Annotated in this window: 19 protein-coding genes; 1 reads left to right on the top strand and 18 read right to left on the bottom strand. The window is 38.9% G+C overall.

Going from position 1 to position 16,856, the window contains the following annotated elements:
• Positions 1-16: 16 nt before the first annotated feature.
• The 14 genes from BMMGA3_RS01350 to acpS form a co-directional block, all read right to left on the bottom strand.
• Complete coding sequence (locus BMMGA3_RS01350) at positions 17-2,206, bottom strand: Tex family protein (protein WP_003348417.1); 2,190 nt, start codon at positions 2,204-2,206, stop codon at positions 17-19.
• Positions 2,207-2,308: 102 nt separating this feature from the next.
• Positions 2,309-2,908, bottom strand: a complete 600-nt coding sequence (locus BMMGA3_RS01345; protein ID WP_003348418.1) for a PP2C family serine/threonine-protein phosphatase — start codon at positions 2,906-2,908, stop codon at positions 2,309-2,311.
• Complete coding sequence (gene sigB / locus BMMGA3_RS01340; protein ID WP_003348419.1) at positions 2,905-3,699, bottom strand: RNA polymerase sigma factor SigB; 795 nt, start codon at positions 3,697-3,699, stop codon at positions 2,905-2,907. Before sigB ends, BMMGA3_RS01345 begins: the two co-directional genes overlap by 4 nt.
• Positions 3,677-4,150 carry an anti-sigma B factor RsbW gene (gene rsbW, locus BMMGA3_RS01335; RefSeq protein ID WP_003348421.1) on the bottom strand — a complete coding sequence of 158 codons (474 nt, stop codon included), beginning with the start codon at positions 4,148-4,150 and terminating at the stop codon, positions 3,677-3,679. The genes sigB and rsbW overlap by 23 nt, the downstream gene beginning before the upstream one ends.
• The gene (locus BMMGA3_RS01330; RefSeq protein WP_003348423.1) at positions 4,150-4,479 is read right to left on the bottom strand and encodes an anti-sigma factor antagonist; all 330 of its coding nucleotides are present in this window, start codon (positions 4,477-4,479) and stop codon (positions 4,150-4,152) included. Before BMMGA3_RS01330 ends, rsbW begins: the two co-directional genes overlap by 1 nt.
• A gap of 56 nt (positions 4,480-4,535) precedes the next feature.
• Positions 4,536-5,546: a PP2C family protein-serine/threonine phosphatase gene (locus BMMGA3_RS01325; protein ID WP_003348425.1), complete on the bottom strand. Its 1,011-nt coding sequence runs from the start codon at positions 5,544-5,546 to the stop codon at positions 4,536-4,538.
• Positions 5,547-5,556: 10 nt separating this feature from the next.
• Positions 5,557-5,958, bottom strand: coding sequence for an anti-sigma regulatory factor (locus tag BMMGA3_RS01320; RefSeq protein ID WP_003348427.1), 402 nt, complete (start codon positions 5,956-5,958; stop codon positions 5,557-5,559).
• 4 nt (positions 5,959-5,962) lie between these two features.
• On the bottom strand, positions 5,963-6,334 hold the full coding sequence (locus tag BMMGA3_RS01315; RefSeq protein ID WP_412151005.1) for an STAS domain-containing protein: 372 nt from the start codon (positions 6,332-6,334) through the stop codon (positions 5,963-5,965).
• Positions 6,316-7,137: an RsbT co-antagonist protein RsbRA gene (locus tag BMMGA3_RS01310; protein WP_003348431.1), complete on the bottom strand. Its 822-nt coding sequence runs from the start codon at positions 7,135-7,137 to the stop codon at positions 6,316-6,318. The genes BMMGA3_RS01315 and BMMGA3_RS01310 overlap by 19 nt, the downstream gene beginning before the upstream one ends.
• A gap of 338 nt (positions 7,138-7,475) precedes the next feature.
• Positions 7,476-7,826, bottom strand: a complete 351-nt coding sequence (gene ndoA / locus BMMGA3_RS01305) for a type II toxin-antitoxin system endoribonuclease NdoA (RefSeq protein ID WP_003348433.1) — start codon at positions 7,824-7,826, stop codon at positions 7,476-7,478.
• A gap of 4 nt (positions 7,827-7,830) precedes the next feature.
• The gene (locus tag BMMGA3_RS01300; RefSeq protein WP_003348435.1) at positions 7,831-8,112 is read right to left on the bottom strand and encodes a CopG family ribbon-helix-helix protein; all 282 of its coding nucleotides are present in this window, start codon (positions 8,110-8,112) and stop codon (positions 7,831-7,833) included.
• Between the two features lie 437 nt (positions 8,113-8,549).
• Positions 8,550-9,713, bottom strand: coding sequence for an alanine racemase (alr, locus tag BMMGA3_RS01290; RefSeq protein ID WP_003348440.1), 1,164 nt, complete (start codon positions 9,711-9,713; stop codon positions 8,550-8,552).
• Between the two features lie 277 nt (positions 9,714-9,990).
• Complete coding sequence (locus BMMGA3_RS01285; protein ID WP_034669513.1) at positions 9,991-11,004, bottom strand: LolA family protein; 1,014 nt, start codon at positions 11,002-11,004, stop codon at positions 9,991-9,993.
• Positions 11,005-11,205: 201 nt separating this feature from the next.
• Positions 11,206-11,562, bottom strand: a complete 357-nt coding sequence (gene acpS / locus BMMGA3_RS01280) for a holo-ACP synthase (protein ID WP_003348443.1) — start codon at positions 11,560-11,562, stop codon at positions 11,206-11,208.
• A gap of 118 nt (positions 11,563-11,680) precedes the next feature.
• On the opposite strand from acpS, the gene BMMGA3_RS01275 reads away from it, so the two are divergent.
• Positions 11,681-12,280 carry a rhomboid family intramembrane serine protease gene (locus BMMGA3_RS01275; RefSeq protein WP_003348445.1) on the top strand — a complete coding sequence of 200 codons (600 nt, stop codon included), beginning with the start codon at positions 11,681-11,683 and terminating at the stop codon, positions 12,278-12,280.
• Between the two features lie 33 nt (positions 12,281-12,313).
• Here BMMGA3_RS01275 and BMMGA3_RS01270 read toward each other — a convergent pair whose 3' ends face one another.
• The 4 genes from BMMGA3_RS01270 to BMMGA3_RS01255 all read right to left on the bottom strand — a co-directional run bounded on the left by BMMGA3_RS01270 (position 12,314) and on the right by BMMGA3_RS01255 (position 16,817).
• On the bottom strand, positions 12,314-13,750 hold the full coding sequence (locus BMMGA3_RS01270) for a PH domain-containing protein (RefSeq protein ID WP_038501972.1): 1,437 nt from the start codon (positions 13,748-13,750) through the stop codon (positions 12,314-12,316).
• Positions 13,743-14,222 (bottom strand): PH domain-containing protein, encoded by a 480-nt coding sequence (locus BMMGA3_RS01265; protein ID WP_003348451.1) that lies wholly within the window; start codon positions 14,220-14,222, stop codon positions 13,743-13,745. The genes BMMGA3_RS01270 and BMMGA3_RS01265 overlap by 8 nt, the downstream gene beginning before the upstream one ends.
• A gap of 192 nt (positions 14,223-14,414) precedes the next feature.
• The gene (locus tag BMMGA3_RS01260; protein WP_003348453.1) at positions 14,415-15,872 is read right to left on the bottom strand and encodes a degradosome RNA helicase CshA; all 1,458 of its coding nucleotides are present in this window, start codon (positions 15,870-15,872) and stop codon (positions 14,415-14,417) included.
• 213 nt (positions 15,873-16,085) lie between these two features.
• A complete protein-coding gene (locus BMMGA3_RS01255; protein ID WP_003348455.1) occupies positions 16,086-16,817 on the bottom strand; it encodes an alpha/beta hydrolase in 732 nt (243 codons plus the stop codon).
• Positions 16,818-16,856: the final 39 nt, after the last annotated feature.

Raw genomic sequence — 16,856 nt, 5'->3', positions numbered from 1 at the left:
GTGTCTTCTTCACTTATTATCGATCGCTATTTTCCGAAGGAGCCAGCATCGTTAACGCAATTCTTCCTTTATTCGTGTCAACGTTATCCACCCAAACAGTCACAACATCGCCAACTGAAACGACATCTAAAGGATGTTTAACAAATTGCCGGCTGAGCTTTGAAATATGAACAAGCCCATCCTGTTTAACCCCGATATCAACAAACGCACCAAAATCTACTACATTTCTTACAGTACCTTGAAGCTCCATTCCCGGTTTTAAATCTTCGAGTTTTAGAATATCCTTTCTTAACAGCGGTTTTGGAAGCTCGTCCCGCGGGTCTCTTCCCGGCCGGATTAAAGCATCAATAATGTCTTTCAATGTTAATTCCCCAATATCCAGTTGAGCTGCTGTTTCTTTCAAATCTAATCCAGTCAAAGCATTCTTTAAATCATTTGTTCCTATTTCATCTGTTTTAAAGCCCAAATTTTCAAGCAGTTTTTTGACTACTGGATAATTTTCCGGATGAATGCCTGTTCGGTCAAAAGGCTCCTCTCCATCGATTACACGCAAAAACCCTATCGCTTGCTCATAAGTTTTTGCACCAAGCCGCGGGATTTTTTTAAGCTGTGCTCTTGATGTAAATTTCCCTTGCTCTTCCCGATATTTTACAATATTGTTTGCAACTGTTTTCGACAATCCTGCTACATATTGTAAAAGAGACGGAGAAGCAGTATTTACATTAACACCTACCTGGTTAACAGCCGTTTCCACAACAAAGGTTAACGATTCAGAAAGCTTTTTTTGCGAAACATCGTGCTGATATTGTCCTACACCAACCGACTTAGGATCAATCTTAACAAGTTCCGCTAAAGGATCTTGCAATCTTCGGGCGATCGAAACAGCACTTCGCTCTTCTACCTGTAGATCCGGAAATTCCTCTCTTGCAAGATCGGATGCTGAATAGACACTAGCACCTGCTTCATTGACAATTAAATAAAAAATCTCTTCTTTTACTTCTTTTAAGATTTCTGCTACAAATTGTTCTGTTTCTCTTGATGCAGTCCCATTTCCGATAGCAACGATATCAATATTGAAGTCTCTAAGAATTTTTATAAATTTTTCTCGCGCTTCTTTTGTTTTCGATACAGGAGGATGAGGATAGATTACGTCAATATGCAAAACTTTCCCGGTCTCATCGACTGCGGCTAGTTTACACCCTGTTCGGTAAGCGGGATCCACACCTAGAACAATTTTTCCTTTTAAAGGAGGCTGCAGCAATAGATTGCGTAAATTTTCAGAGAAGATATGAATAGCACGTTCTTCTGCTTTTTCAGTTAATTCGTTCCGGATTTCCCGTTCGATTGAAGGTTGAATAAGGCGTTTGTATCCATCTTCTACCGCATCTGCAACAAGTGATGCCGTAATGGATTGCTCATCTTTAATCCATTTTTTATGTAAAAAATGAAGAATCTTATGAATATCGGGTTTAATTTGGACGCGAATAACATCTTCTTTTTCGCCGCGATTCAAGGCAAGGATGCGGTGAGGTACGATTTTTTCAATAGGTTCTTCATATTCATAATACATTTCGTACACTTTTTTCTCGTCTTTTTCTGCATCTTTTAATACAGATTCAATTATTCCCGATTTTGCTGTTTCTCCACGGATCCATTTTCTGCTTTCCGGATCATCTGATACCCACTCCGCAATAATATCCTTTGCTCCTGCAAGTGCGTCTTCGATGCTGTTCAATTCTTTTTCTTCTGATAAAAATTCGTTCGCCTTTTCTTCAACAGAACCTGTTTTTGGGAAAGTCAACAGCCATTCAGCTAACGGTTCCAACCCTTTTTCTTTTGCGATAGTCGCTTTAGTCCGGCGTTTTTGTTTATAAGGGCGATAAAGATCTTCAACTTCTTGGAGCTTTATCGCTTTTTCGATTTGGCTTTGAAGTTCAGGGGTTAATTTACCTTGCTCTGCAATTAATCGAATCACTTCTTCTTTTCGCTGTTCAAGGTTCTGAAGATATTGCCATCTTTCAATAATATTCCGCAACTGTACTTCATCAAGCGCACCTGTTTGTTCCTTCCGATAGCGGGCAATGAATGGAACGGTATTTCCTTCATTCATTAAAGAAATGACATTTCGAATTTGTTTTAAAGTTAAAGATTGCTCAGAAGCAATAATCTTCATTAATTGCTCCTGTTTATCGATCGTCTGTTCCAAAATAAAGAGCCTCCCTATTTCATCGTTCTTACCATTCATTTTAACAAAATGTTTGTACCGTTTGCACGAAACGAAACGGTACAAACAATAAGAAGCTCACTTTTATCCAAGTAAGCTTCCTACGATGAAGGTAGTGTCATCACTAGTCGTTATATGTTTTGTTAATATTTCATTCGCAATAGATTCAACTGGTAGATAGCCTTTTAGCAAAGTTTTTGTCCCCTGAAGATTCAGACCATCTGAATAGACGAGGAATTTTGAGTTTGGCTCATAGAAAAACCGCTGTGTCTGGAAAACTTGAGGCCTCCCAGAAAGATAACCTGTTACCGGAAGAGGATAAGTCAGCTTGCCGGAAGGAGAATAGAGGAAAAAACGAATATTGCCTACACAACTGTATTCAAATTCCATTGTTTTAAAATAAACCTTAAAAATTGCTACAGCTGCACCCCTTTTTTGCATTAAAGAATGGTTGCACTCTTTCATAAGCGTTTCAACATCTTTGTGGTGGTTCTGTTCAACGACAGAGACAACCGCATCAGAAGCTTCACGAGCATAAGGTCCGCTGCCAAGTCCATCTGCTAAAACACAGACAAAGTAGTCATCAGTAGCAGTAAAATAATAACTATCTCCACATTCAGTTCTGCCCTGTTTAGAGGATTGGTGGACAATAAGCTCAATTTTTTCTTTGATAGTATGAATCATGAAAGACACTCCGTGTTGTTAATATCAGTATGTATTGCTTCCTGAAGCTTTTTAATGGCCCTTCTTTGCAAACGGGAAACATGCATTTGTGAAATCCCCAATTTATCTCCTGCATCCTTTTGGCTCATATTTTCCAAAAAGGTGTACTGAATAATTTTCTTTTCCCGATCTGTTAAAACAGGAAGAGCCTTTTCTAAAACAAGTTTTTGGTTAATCCTTTCGTATCCTTCATCAACCGTACCTACAATATCCAGCAATGTAACGGTTCCGCCATCTGCGTCAGCTTCAATGGAATGGTCCACTGATAAAGCTTGATAACTTTTTCCTATTTCCATTGCTTCAAGTACTTCTTCTTCAGAAACATTTAAGGCTTCTGCAATTTCTTCCACTTTCGGTGAGCGATGCAGTTTTGTTGTCAGTTCTTCTACTGTCGATTTAATTTTTGGACCAAGCTCTTTAATCCGCCGCGGAACATGAACACTCCACGTTTTGTCCCGCAAAAAGCGTTTAATCTCACCGATTATCGTCGGAACCGCAAACGCTTCAAAACTTTTGCCAATTGATTCGTCATAACGGCGAATCGCACCCAACAACCCAATCATTCCGACTTGGACGATATCTTCATGATATGACCCGCCTTTTGAGTATTTACGGGCAATCGTTGCAACAAGGTTTTGGTAATGAAGCACAAGCTTATTTTGAGCTTCTTCATCCTGATGCTCTTGATATGCTTTAATCAAATCGTTGATTTCCTGCTTCGATATTAGATTAGGTTGAGATTGTTTCTGCATCCCTCTCCACCTGCTCTCTTTCAAGGTATTTAGTCATAAATACCGTAACACCCTCTTTGTGATGGATTCTTACCTCGTCCATCAGTGTTTCAATAAGGTAAAGTCCCAAGCCTCCTTCTCGTAGGAATTCAACGGAATCATTTTCATCGTATGGTCCAAGACCTTCTCTGGCGGTATGAAAATCAAAACTCTGTCCACTGTCTGCAACCATGACTTCTAATCGATCTTTATACAGACCAAAACCAAGTACCACTTCGCCTTTACCCGTATGTTTATAGGCATGCTGTACTGCATTTGTACAAGCTTCACTAGTGGCAATCTTTAAATCCTCAATGTCGTCATAAGAAAACCCCATTCTACTTGCGATTCCCGAAAGAGTCAAACGAATGACTCCAACGTATTCCGGCCTAGCCGGAATTTTCATTTCTATATAATCAAACGGCTGATTCATTACACTCCACCCTCAATCTTGCTGTTAATATCAATAATATCTGCAAGGCCTGTAATTTTAAAAAGCCTCTCTAACCTGCTTGATAAGCCTATAAGTTTAAACTTTCCATTGTTGGAGCGAACCTTTTTAAAGACTCCCACAAATACGCCCAGTCCAGTACTATCCATATAAGTGACTCCAGAAAGATCAACAATCATTTGGACTCCATCTTTTTCAGAAATTGGAAAAAGTTTTTCCCTTAGCTTGGGAGCTGTATATGCATCTATTTCGCCGCCAACTTTAACTTCTACTAAAGAGTCAGTGTCTTCAACTTCGATCGTCATATTCATTTGACCCACCTCTTTACAAATCGATTGCTTTTACCTGTACCCTTTTTAAATAAGTTCTAAACTTCTTTTTTTAGTATGATTAAAGTAAAATCGTCTCGCAATTGAAAGTGCTGAAGTTTTTCAAGTTCTTTAAAAATATGATTAACGATTTCCTGTGCACTTAAATGTATATATTTTTTTATATATCCAATCAAAGTTTCTCTTTCAATAAATCCTTCGGCTGTCCTGCATTCGGTCACACCGTCTGACATTAAAATAATCATGTCGCCGGGATATATTTTCTGCTCGAATTGAAGGTATTTTGTACGTTTATCAAACCCTAATAACAGTCCTTTCGCTTCCAGTTCAGAGAATTTATTTTTTTCTGCACAATAATAAATACCCGGCTCATGACCGGCAGAAGCATAAGAAAATATGTCAGTTTTCGGGTTATACTTTCCATAAAACATCGTAATAAACATACTGGGATCTACATTCTGTTCAACAACCCTGTTAATGTTCTCGAGGATTTCATTAGGTTCGTTTCGATTTTCAGGAAGACTGTCCATCGCATATTTAATCATTGACATACAAAGCGCTGCTGGTATACCTTTCCCGATTACATCCGCAATAGCAACACTGATGCAATCATTCGCATCCTTCACAAAATGGTAATAATCTCCGTTCATATGTTTGGCAGGTACACTGATTGCACCAATATCCAGGCCATCTAACTTAGGAATTTTCGTTCCGAGCAAAGTTTGTTGCACAGCAGCAGCTATTTCCATCTCCGTCCGCAATTCCTTCTGTTTGTGCCTTAGGCTCAGATGCTCACGATAGGCGATACCATAACCGATCATCACTTCAAGTAAAATATCAAATGAGTCCATAATTTCTGCCCGAAGGTCTGGATACATTTCATGAAGTAGATTTTTATGAATGCTGATAATTTCTTCAGGGGCAATTTTGTGTTCCATCAACGTTCTGCTGAACATTTGCCCGGCATATAAAGCTTGTTCTGATTTATCTTTAATATATTTTTGCAAAATATCCCGGTATTCTGACTCCATCACTTCACGGAAATCCATAACCTTCCCCCTAACGGAGCCATTTAATTGCTTTTATATCTGTTCCTTTCCCTGGAGCAGAGTTAATCTCAAATTCATCCATTAATCGCTTTACACCCGGCAGGCCGGCTCCTAATCCGCCTGATGTAGAAAATCCGTCTTCCATTACTTGGCGTATATCGGCAATTCCAGGACCGCTGTCAACTGCAACAATTCTTACTCCCGTTTTTCCGCCTTCGTATACCTTTTCAATACAAATTTGCCCTTGGCCAGCATATAAATAAATGTTCCGTGCCAATTCACTTATCGCAGTTGTAATCCTGGCCTGGTCGACTGTTCCAAAACCAAGCTCTTTTGCAACATTGCGCCCGAGCTGGCGTGCTGCAACAATGTCCCACTCATTCATGATTCTCACACAGGATTGGATTCCCATACAATTAGTCCTCCAATTCCTGATGTAGTTTCTCCAAACCCTTTTCTAAATCTAAAGCTGTCAGAACATCATTCAAACTAATTCCTAATTCAATTAATGTAATGGCAACAGCAGGCTGAATCCCAGTAATAACTACTTTTGCCCCCATCAATTTGGACATATTGATAACATCACCTAAAACTTTTGCAATAAAAGAGTCTATAAAATCAATGGAACTTAGGTCAATCAAAACTCCATTTGCACTTGTTTCATGGATTTTATGAAGCAAGTCCTCCTGAAATTGCAGTGCTGTTTGGTCATCTAACTCCCATTGGATGGAGACAAGCAGGCAATCGTTCAATTTTAATATTGGTATTCTCACTCTTCTCCCTCCAATTTGACGATTTTTCGATTCGTCAATGCCAATGCTGCTTCCATTCCTTTTCTCAAAGTACTTTTAGTCGTAATTTGATTTAAATCAATTCCTAAATTAACAATTGTCTGAGCAATTTCCGGCCGAATACCGACAATCATGCATTTCGCACCCAGCAGTCGAACAGCATCTGCTGCTTGGATAATATGATGAGCTACCATGGTATCGACCACCGGAACGCCGGTAATATCAATAAGCACTACTTCAGAACGATGCTTCACAACCCCGCTCAACAAATTTTCCATAATTTGCTTTGCCCTTTCAGTATCAATTGTACCGATCAGCGGCATAATCGTAATTCCTTCAAAAACTGGAATCACAGGCGCTGAAAGCTCTTGAAGAGCGATTTTTTGCATTGACACCGTTCTTTCCCAAGTATATGCATACATATTTACAATTTCATTGCGCATTGGGCTTAACCAACTGTCAAAATCATAATGTTTTTCCTTTGTAACGATCCCTTTTTCAACCATTCCTTCAAACACAATATTCCCAAAGGTTTGAAGGCCCTTTGTAGCAAAAGTTAAAGGCCATCCCAACCGAACAACTTTTTCAGCAAAATCAGATAATTTTGCAGTGAATTTTTCGTTTGGATCCTTGATGTTTGAAATGATCAGATCAATAAATTCCTTGCTTGTCCCTACAAATGCAAGATCAGAAACTATCTTACTCAGCCGTTCATCCGACTGTTTCTTGATTGCCTCAATCCATTTTTTGAGAATAGCGTCTCTATTGGTTTGTATATAGTCTGCAATCGCTTTATTCATCTATCCTACTCCCCTCATTTTTACATTTAGTTACCGTTTTCAATATTTATTAAAGTTATAAAAGAATATTGGAAATTATCACACCGCTATAATCATTAAATGACAACGTATTGTACACAGTCAAATGATAACAATTTAAGAACATTTTTTTATTACAAAAAAGACAAGCTGTTTTCCAGCTTGTCTTTGCAGAATCACGGTTGTAATTTTATGAAATTATAGTGATATTATGTAAAGGAAACTCACCGTTAACACAATAGTAACGGCAGTTTCAATCATGATCGCCTTTGTCCAGCCTTTTTAAAAAACGCCTTTTTTTCTTAAAGAGCATGCTCCGGCTAGAACTCTATGAGACCTAAACTGATTTGAAGGGCTTCATCCACTTTTTCCATCATTTCGTCATCGAGATGAGTAATCTTATCGGTTAATCGCTGTTTATCAATTGTACGAATTTGTTCCAATAGGATGACAGAGTCTCGTTCAAAACCGTAACGTTTCGCATCAATTTCAACGTGTGTGGGCAGCTTTGCTTTTTGGATTTGGGCAGTGATCGCTGCTACGATAACTGTGGGACTAAACCGATTCCCGATGTCGTTTTGGATGACTAGTACAGGACGGGTTCCGCCTTGTTCTGACCCAACAACTGGGGATAGGTCCGCAAAATAAACGTCACCACGTTTGACAATCAAAGGTTTATCCCCCGCTAACTAGACGTTCAACTGTGTGTTCTGCCTCATATTCTGCTTGGAATGCTTCTGATGCAATCGTCAGATTAATTTTGGCCATTTCCATATAGCCGCGCCTCATTGATTCACGAATTTGTCTCTTTTTACGTTCACGCAAATACGCTTTTGTTGCTTGATAAATAAGCTCGCTGCGATTTACATTTTCTTGTTTTACAAAACCATCTAATTCGTTTAAAAGATGTTGCGGTAATTTTACCAAGATCTCCGTTGTTACACTGGACTCAGACACAAACATGCACCTCCACCATCACTACACACCTATTTTTTTACGTTCTAACCGTTCACTGTCTCTCTTGATGGAAGAAAAGGACGCTAAGAACCCGACGGCGGACAGGTCATCCCAGTCAGGCGAATGCCACAGGACAAAGAAAGCTTCAACAACGACGCATCGCAAGAAGAAAGCGATAGCTTTTTGAAGACATGGCAATTATTAGCGTATTTAGTTTAACTAACCATCAGTGGGGAAACTGATGGCACTTCCCTTTATCTCTACCATTTTTAATATTATCATTTATCAGCCTCTATGCAAAGACAATTTGGCAATTCTTCTGTATTATCGTCCAAAAATTTACCCTTTTATGCATGCAGCATCTTTATTAGCAAAAATTTATTTTATAAAAGTAAAAAACATTCATATCAAAAAGTTCTCATAACTTCAGAAGAAAATTATTTATTCAGAAGAGAATTATTTATATCGATTGTTTCTCCATTCCGTTTGTAAATTCTCGGAACCCGGGACGAAATAATGCAAGGAATTTCGTAATTAATCGTTTCAAGCTTTTGAGCTATTTCATTCACAGAAATAAACTCTTCTTTTTGCCGGCCGATTAACGTACATTTGGTCCCGGGCGGAACATAATATGGCAGCCTAATCATACACTGATCCATGCATATGCGCCCGACAATCGGCGCCCGGATTCCTTCTACCAATACTTCCTGTCCCTGCAATTTTCTTATCCAGCCATCAGCATAGCCGATCGGAAGAGTGCCGATCCATTCTTCCCCTGAAGCTTCATAAGTTGCGCCGTAGCTTACTTTATCACCCTTTTGAAGTTTTTTGACATGGACAAGCCTTGAATGCAGTGAAAAAGCTTCCTTTAAAACGACAGGAAGCTGAGGTTCAATCTCCGGGGATGGGGATAAACCATACATCGCAATCCCGATGCGCACCGCATTAAATGAAGCTGCTGGAAACCGGAGTGCAGCGGCACTGTTGCTTGAATGAACGTAACGCGGACGCACCTCTAACCATTCGATCATTTGATTGAACCGCTCGAGCTGTTTTTCAAAATAAGATGAATCCAATTCATCAGCTGTCGCAAAATGAGTATATACCCCCTCAAAAAGCAACCGTTCATCATTCAGGATCAAAGACTCTATAGCTTTTAGCTCCTCTTTGCTGCGGATTCCAATTCTCCCCATCCCTGTATCAAGTTTTATATGAATTTTTAATTTTTCATTTTGATCTAGAAAGTCCTGCGCTTTCTTTATCCAGTCTTCCTGAAATACTGTCAGTGTTATCTTTTTTTCTGCTGCCAATTTGACATCTTCAGGGCGGCTTGCTCCTAGAACAAGAATAGGTGCGGTTATCCCTTTCTTTCTTAATACGATTGCTTCATCTAAAAATGCAACTGCGAGGTAGGAAGCTCCTGCCTGAAGAGCTGTTTCAGCTACCTGCATGTCTCCATGGCCATAAGCATTCGCCTTAACAACTGCAATCATTTCTGTTCCAGATGGCAAAACCTCATTAATTGCCTTAATATTATTCGCTATTTTATCTAAATCCACTTCCGCCCATGTATCACGAAAAAATAAAACTTGACCTTCCAACCTTTTTCCACTTCCTTCTGCATCCGTTCGAGTTAAAACTGTGTTTGAAAAACTGTCCGCTCAGTTGTAGTAAATATAATAATAGTTAGATTAAAACTCCTTGGTGAACTTGTCAACAACATAAATTGGCAATGGCCAAGCTGTAAAAAAAAAAAGGATGACTAAAAAACAAAGGGTCATGCCCCTCCAATACAACATATAGATAAACATTAATAAAACCATTCTATATATTGTCATTGTTGGAGGAAGTCAGACCCTTATGAGTCACCCCCTGTAATTATTTAACCATACTTTCGGATACGGAACGGGCTACCGTTACTAATTCTTCTGGTGATAAATCGTTCGATGCAATCGTATAATCGACTCCTTGATATGTCCAGGTCACCATTTTGTCTGACAGTGCACCAACTGTAAATCCTAAATCCACAGGTTCTCCTTTTACAAATGTTGCGGAAGCTTCAGCCGGCATTACTTTCGCTTTCTCTTGAATAAGTGTATAAGATTTTTCCCCATCAAATGTTAAGACAACGCGTTTTCCGTCTTCTGTTTTCACCACTTTCTCATCTACTAAACTAACGCCCGGAATTTCGGCAGTTGGATACTTCACTGTAAATTCCTTATCACCCGAATCTGCCATTACAGGGACTTCTAATTGTGCACCGGTCATATTCTTTTTCATATCAAAATCATTTTTATCAAAGGAAGCATTGAATTTTACTTCCGAAAACTTAACAGTTACGAGTGCATTTCGGTCCGTATCCATCACTTTTACACTAACCGGAGATAAATCTTTTTTGTTAAGGGTAATTTCTTGAAACGGAAGCATTTTATTATTTTGATAACGTGTTTTTGTTTCAAATACATAATGGTCTTTCGTTGCCGAGAACTTTGATTCTTTATCTTCCAATATATCCTTTACCAAGGATTCATAAAGGTATGCCTGACTGCTGTTCTGCGGCCATTCACTTTGGAATCGGAAGCTTTTGTTAAGAGCAGGAGTTAGTACAAATACACCATCATCATTTCGAAGAATCATTTGGCTTTGATCTTTCTTTTCATTTTTCAAGTTTACACGGTAGTAATTCGGTTCCTTATGCCAAATTTGAACATCATACACTTGCGGCTCTGTACCTATTTGCAATGTCATTTTTGCGTTGGCTTTGTAGCCTTTCATTTCCTCCACTTTACTGTTAAGTTTTTTAACAACATCCTCCTGTGATTTCGAACCACATGCGGTTAATGCAATAATGACCATAAGCCCGGCGAGAAGCAGCAATAACTTTTTTTTCATTTTCCCTTTCAGCCCCTTTTGTCTCATTTCAACACGGAAAATGGAGAGTATGCACAGGGTTAAGACATTGGCTTCCGTTTTCACGTATTTGTTCGAAATCGCCAATGTTCCCGCCGCCTGGCCTTGTCTCTCCTATGCACTATGAATATATGAGACAACCTAAACGAATATGCCCCGCCGAATAACAAGCCTGTAAAAATTTTATTTATTATCCTCTATAACCACTTGGGCAACAGCAAAATCGCGGCTGTGAGAAATGGATAAATGAACACCATCCCGATAAGGTTTAACAATAAAAGGTTTTCCTTTATCATCTGCCACGATTTCAATATCTAAAAACGAAAGCTCATGTCCAATCCCTGTTCCGGCCGCTTTTGCGAAAGCTTCTTTTGCCGCAAATCGGCCTGCCAGAAACTCTGTTTTCCTTTTAGCTGAAAGTTTGTGGTATTCAAGCTTTTCTGTCTCAGTTAAAATTCGATCGATAAATTTCTCCTGTTGCTCAGCGATTCTTTTTATTCGGTCTAACTCAACAATATCAATGCCAATACCTAAAATCATATTTCATCTTCTCTTCCTTCTAATTAATTTTCATATGCATATCATTATTATTGTACAAGTATGGTTTTTATGTAGCGTTCAGGCTATGATGTTTGTATCGTCCTGTGGGAGGTTCAGTATGTTTACAAGAACAGAAAGTTTTCGTGAATTTATTCGCTACTATCCAATTGTTTCTATTATTGTTGGAGTACATGTATTTTTATATTTTCTCACGATTTTACCTATCTTTCCAAATAGACTTCTATTCGAAAAACTAGCTGGTGTTAACTTATACATTGCGGCAGGGGAATATTGGCGGCTGGTCACTCCAATCGTTTTGCACAGCGGGTTTTCCCATATGCTATTCAACAGTTTTTCCCTTGTTCTGTTTGGCCCCGCTCTTGAACGAATCATCGGCAAAAAGAAATTCATGATTTTATATTTTTCAAGTGGGATTGCCGCTAACATCGCCACTTTTCTCATAAAACCACTGACATTCATCCATGTTGGGTCAAGCGGTGCTATTTTCGGGCTTTTCGGCTTTTACATTGCCATTATCCTTTTTAAGAAGCATTTGCTTTCGAAGCAAAACACCCAAATTATATTGACAATCTCTGCTATTAGCTTGATTATGACTTTTGTCCAGGACAATATCAATGTTACCGCTCATATTTTCGGATTGATTACCGGTATTGTCATAGGCGCTGTTTTTTTAACGACTGAAAAAGCCGGATTTTAGCTACAAATAAAAAAGCGCCCGCTGGCGCTTTTTTCATTTTCTTTGATACCATCGATAAACAAAATAACAATCTTCCTTTTGTAAATCGGCAACTGTTCCTCCTGAGCCTCCGATGCCTGATTTTACAACCGCATCCAGTGTGGCAAGCTGTTTCTTTCTTTGAAAATAACTTTCTCTAACAGATAATGACTGGATTTTGTTTTTTTTCATAAAAACAGTATTCTTACTTATTCCCCGATATCTTAAGGCAAGTTGATAATTGTCAATGCTCCAGCCTGCATCTTTATATTTGAGGAGCGACCAACAAGAAATTGCAGGAATGAGAAGCAATGAAAAATATCCCAATGGACGGAGAAAAAAAATCAGCAGGAGCACAAAAGGAGCAATCAACACCCAGCCTCTAATCAAATACCTTTTTAACGCTCTTTTCGGAGCAGGCTCAAAATTTGTTAGAAACTTATAATCAGAAAAGAAGGGCTGCATGATTCCTGGAATCTTTTCTCTTTTTATGATCGGCAGTAAAATAACGCTTGCTCTCTCTTCATTAACAGAAGAGCCGCCTGCATTCTCAATAATGACAGTTGCATACTTTAGTGGCTGTCTAATAAGGTTTTCACTAATTTTAATCGCCTGGATCCGATGAAGCGGAATGGTTATCTGGCGCTTTTCGAGAAGTCCTCTTGAAATAATAATATCATCATTTACTTTTTTTACGGTAAAATCAGCGTATGACACCATCATTCTGATAACGGCGATCAGCCAGGCAAGAAAGAAACCTAGAAAAACAATGATCGAAACAAAAATAATACCGTTTTTTATTAAATGTTCAAATCCTGAAAAAACTTTTTCATATGGAATAATTTCATCCAACTGAGAGAGGAACGCAAACACAGCTGAAATCACAACTCCTGCTCCACCTGATGTCGAAGCTAGCAGCAGCAATTCCTGAGGAGATATTTTATAAATGATTTCCTCATTAAATTTTGTTCCTGGCCCGTTCTCCATCTTTCCGGAGTCTTTAACAGAAGCTAAAATTTCTTTAATCGCTTCCGCTTCTGTTTTTGTGATAGCAGTTAATACAGCCTCCGCATCATTCAACCCCATACCGCCCGATCCGGCAGTCTCGACTGTTACTTTTACAAGACCGAGCGGACGATGCAAGATACCTTCTGAAAAATCAATGCTTTGAATGCGCTCAAATGGAATATAACGTTTTTTTCGAATAAAAAGCCCGTATTCAATTCGAAGTTCATCTTCTTCAATTCGGTAGGTAAACCTAAGCCATGATAAAATACCGCTAATTAAGATAAATAAAACAGTACCGACTGAAATAAACAAGGAAAATAGCTCTCCGTCGCTTCCTTTCCCTTTAATAAAAACGAGTACAAGGATTGGAATAATCATTTCTTTCAACTGTTTGATAAAGTGATAAATTGCAGAAATAGGGTGAAGCCGTTTTGGTTCAGACATCTTCATCAGCCACCCTTGCTAACCGCGAGATTGAAGAACGCAGCTCCTCCGCCTCCTCCATATCTAAAGCGGGAATTTCATGTACAGTTGCCGCTGTTGAAACGGTAACGGTAGCTAAATGATATTTTCTTAATAAAGGGCCTTGCTGTGTATCAACATGCTGAACTCGGATCATCGGCACTAGCGTCCGTTTTATGATAAATACCCCATGCTGAAGTTCAATTTCCTGGTCCCTGACTTCGTATCTCCATCTTTTCCACCGCAATACTGGAAGAAGGATGATAAAAAAATAAGAACTAATGATTGCAATAATGATAAGCCCTGCCGGAATCCAGATTGGCCAATGAAAAATAATTGTTAAAATTGTCACTCCGACAGCAATCATCCACATAAAAACGGATTGAATAGCTCCAAAGATTCTCCAAACCTTTAATGCCCGCTCAGAGATTCTTTTTTCCGGTTCTGAAATCATCACGAAATCCTCCTGTGTTTCCAAATTAAAACACTCTACCTAAGTATATAATAGAGGATGGTCATTGTAAGAAAGTATAATTGATTTACGTATTTTCCCAAAAAATAGTTTCATTTTTTCGATATCGAACGATAACGTTGATCTATGCGCCCGGAGAAAAATACGCAAAAAAAAAGAGAGCAAATCGCTCTCTTACCGATAGCTTCTTGAATTTGAAGAACTATTTCGTTTTGCGCCGGAACGCGCTTTTAATGTGCTTTTTTTTCTCCCATAAGTTTCATGACTGCCGCGTCTCTTGTCACTTGAGATTCGGTCACGATCTCGTTTTGGCGGAAGAGGAGTTTCCTCAGTAAGTTTAACAGGAGTTGTATCCGGCTCTTTTGTCAGCATTTTTAAAACGGCAGAAACAACCGTAACTGCATCATGCTGTTCAAGCAGCTCCTCTGCAGCCTGTTTGTAAAATTGAAGGTTATTTGTTTCAATTGTTTGAATAATTTTATCTATTGTCGCCTTTTGCTGGCCTTCCAATGCTTCATCCAAAGTGGGCGGCTTCATTTTGTCCATTCGCCTCTTGATCGTTTTTTCAACGATTTTCAAATAGGCTTTTTCTCTAGGTGTGACAAATGTCATCGCCATACCGGTTTTGCCGGCACGTCCTGTCCGTCCAATCCGGTGAACATAACTTTCAGGGTCTTGCGGGATATCAAAATTGTAAACGTGAGTAACGCCTGAAATATCAAGCCCACGAGCTGCAACGTCCGTCGCCACAAGAACATCAATCAAACCTTCTTTAAATTTACGCAAGACAGAAAGGCGTTTCGCCTGACTTAAATCACCATGAATTCCTTCTGCCATATAGCCTCTTAAATTTAACGCTTCGGATAATTCATCCACACGGCGCTTTGTTCTTCCAAAAACAATTGCCAATTCAGGAGATTGAATATCCAATAACCTTGTCAGAACATCGAACTTGTTTTTCTCATGTACTTCAAGGTAGAATTGTTCAATTTGCGGAACAGTCATTTCTTTAGACTGTACACGGACAATTTGCGGATTTTTCATAAATTTCTCAGCCATTCTTTGAATCGGTGCAGGCATCGTAGCGGAGAATAACAGCGTCTGGCGCTCTTTCGGAATCTGGGCGAGAATCGCTTCAATATCATCAATAAAACCCATATTCAGCATTTCATCTGCTTCGTCAAGGACAGCCATTTTTACATTGTCGAGGCGAATTGTTTTCCGGTTAATATGGTCTAATATTCGGCCAGGAGTTCCCACAATAATGTGCGGGCGTTTTTTCAGCGCCTTAATTTGCCGGCTAATGTCCTGTCCTCCAAAAATGGCTAGAACCCGTGCTTTCTTTCCATATCCAATTTTAAATAATTCTTCAGAAACTTGAATGGCAAGCTCCCTCGTCGGTGCTACTACAATCCCTTGAATAACGTCCTGATCTATATCGATTTTTTCGATAAGTGGGATTCCGAATGCTGCTGTTTTTCCTGTTCCGGTTTGCGCTTGGCCGATTAGATCTTTGTTTTCCAGGCTTAACGGGATCGTTTGAGCTTGAATTGGAGTAGCTTCCTCAAATCCCATTTTTTTTATCGATTTCATCATTGCAGGACTTAAACCTAAATCTTGAAACTTCGTCAATGTATCCTTCTCCTTACTAAATCAGTATATATAATCTTAAATACAAGTGATAAACAATGGCTTTTAAAGATAAATGAGTCGCAAAAAAAGACATTCTCCTTCTTGGAGGATGTCCGATTGTCAAAGACTTTCTCTCTTAGGCACTTTGAAGTTTATCTTAACATTTAAAAGGTTTTATTGCAATAAAGTGAAAGTTCCATCGGTAGATTTTTCTTACTTATAATTATTCATTAAACGTTTGTTTAAATTGGTGCCTGTTTCTAAGGATAAAAATTCAAGGATATCAGAAAAAAGCTCCTCATTTTCATCGCAATGGCAAATCATATGCCCCGATTTCTTAATGTATTTAATATTTTTATGTTCAGTACCAATCTTTTCATATATATATTTCGCGCTTTTAGAAGGTACAATCCCATCTGCTTCTCCTTGGGCGATAAACGTTGGAATTTCAATTTTTTCCAGAATGGGCCGGATATTTGAAACAAGCGTGCGAAATTGAAAAGTTGCTGAAATTGGGGTATCTTTGATTTTTTTCTTATATCGGAGAAACAAATCATTATTTTGCAATTCTCCCCTGAATGTATCTTTTACCATCTTTCCGATATCTGCTGCGAGCTGTTTTGGATTTACATAATAAGCAGCGGCACTAAGTAAAACCAGTTTTTTTACAGGATAATTGACAGCAAGATAGGCAGCGATCAACCCTCCCATGGAAAAACCAATAACATAAACCGTCTCGCATCTCTTCATCAGCTTCTTAAGTTCCTCTTCAGCGTGCTTAATCCAATCTTTATATCGGACGCCTTTTAACTGAAGTGTTTCTCCATGGCCCGGTAAAGTCGGTGCAGCAATCTCCCAATTTGTATGTTCTTTTAAAAAATCAACCAGCGGTTCCACTTCATACGGAGAACCGGTAAATCCATGTATGCATAAGCACCCTATCATGCTTGTTCCTCCGTATATTTGATTACCTAATTTTCTTTA

The sequence above is a fragment of the Bacillus methanolicus MGA3 genome, from assembly GCF_000724485.1.
Taxonomy (GTDB): Bacteria; Bacillota; Bacilli; order Bacillales; family Cytobacillaceae; genus Bacillus_Z; species Bacillus_Z methanolicus_A.
The sequence above is the reverse complement of the archived record's forward strand: the minus strand, read 5'-3'. Positions and strand labels throughout refer to the sequence as shown.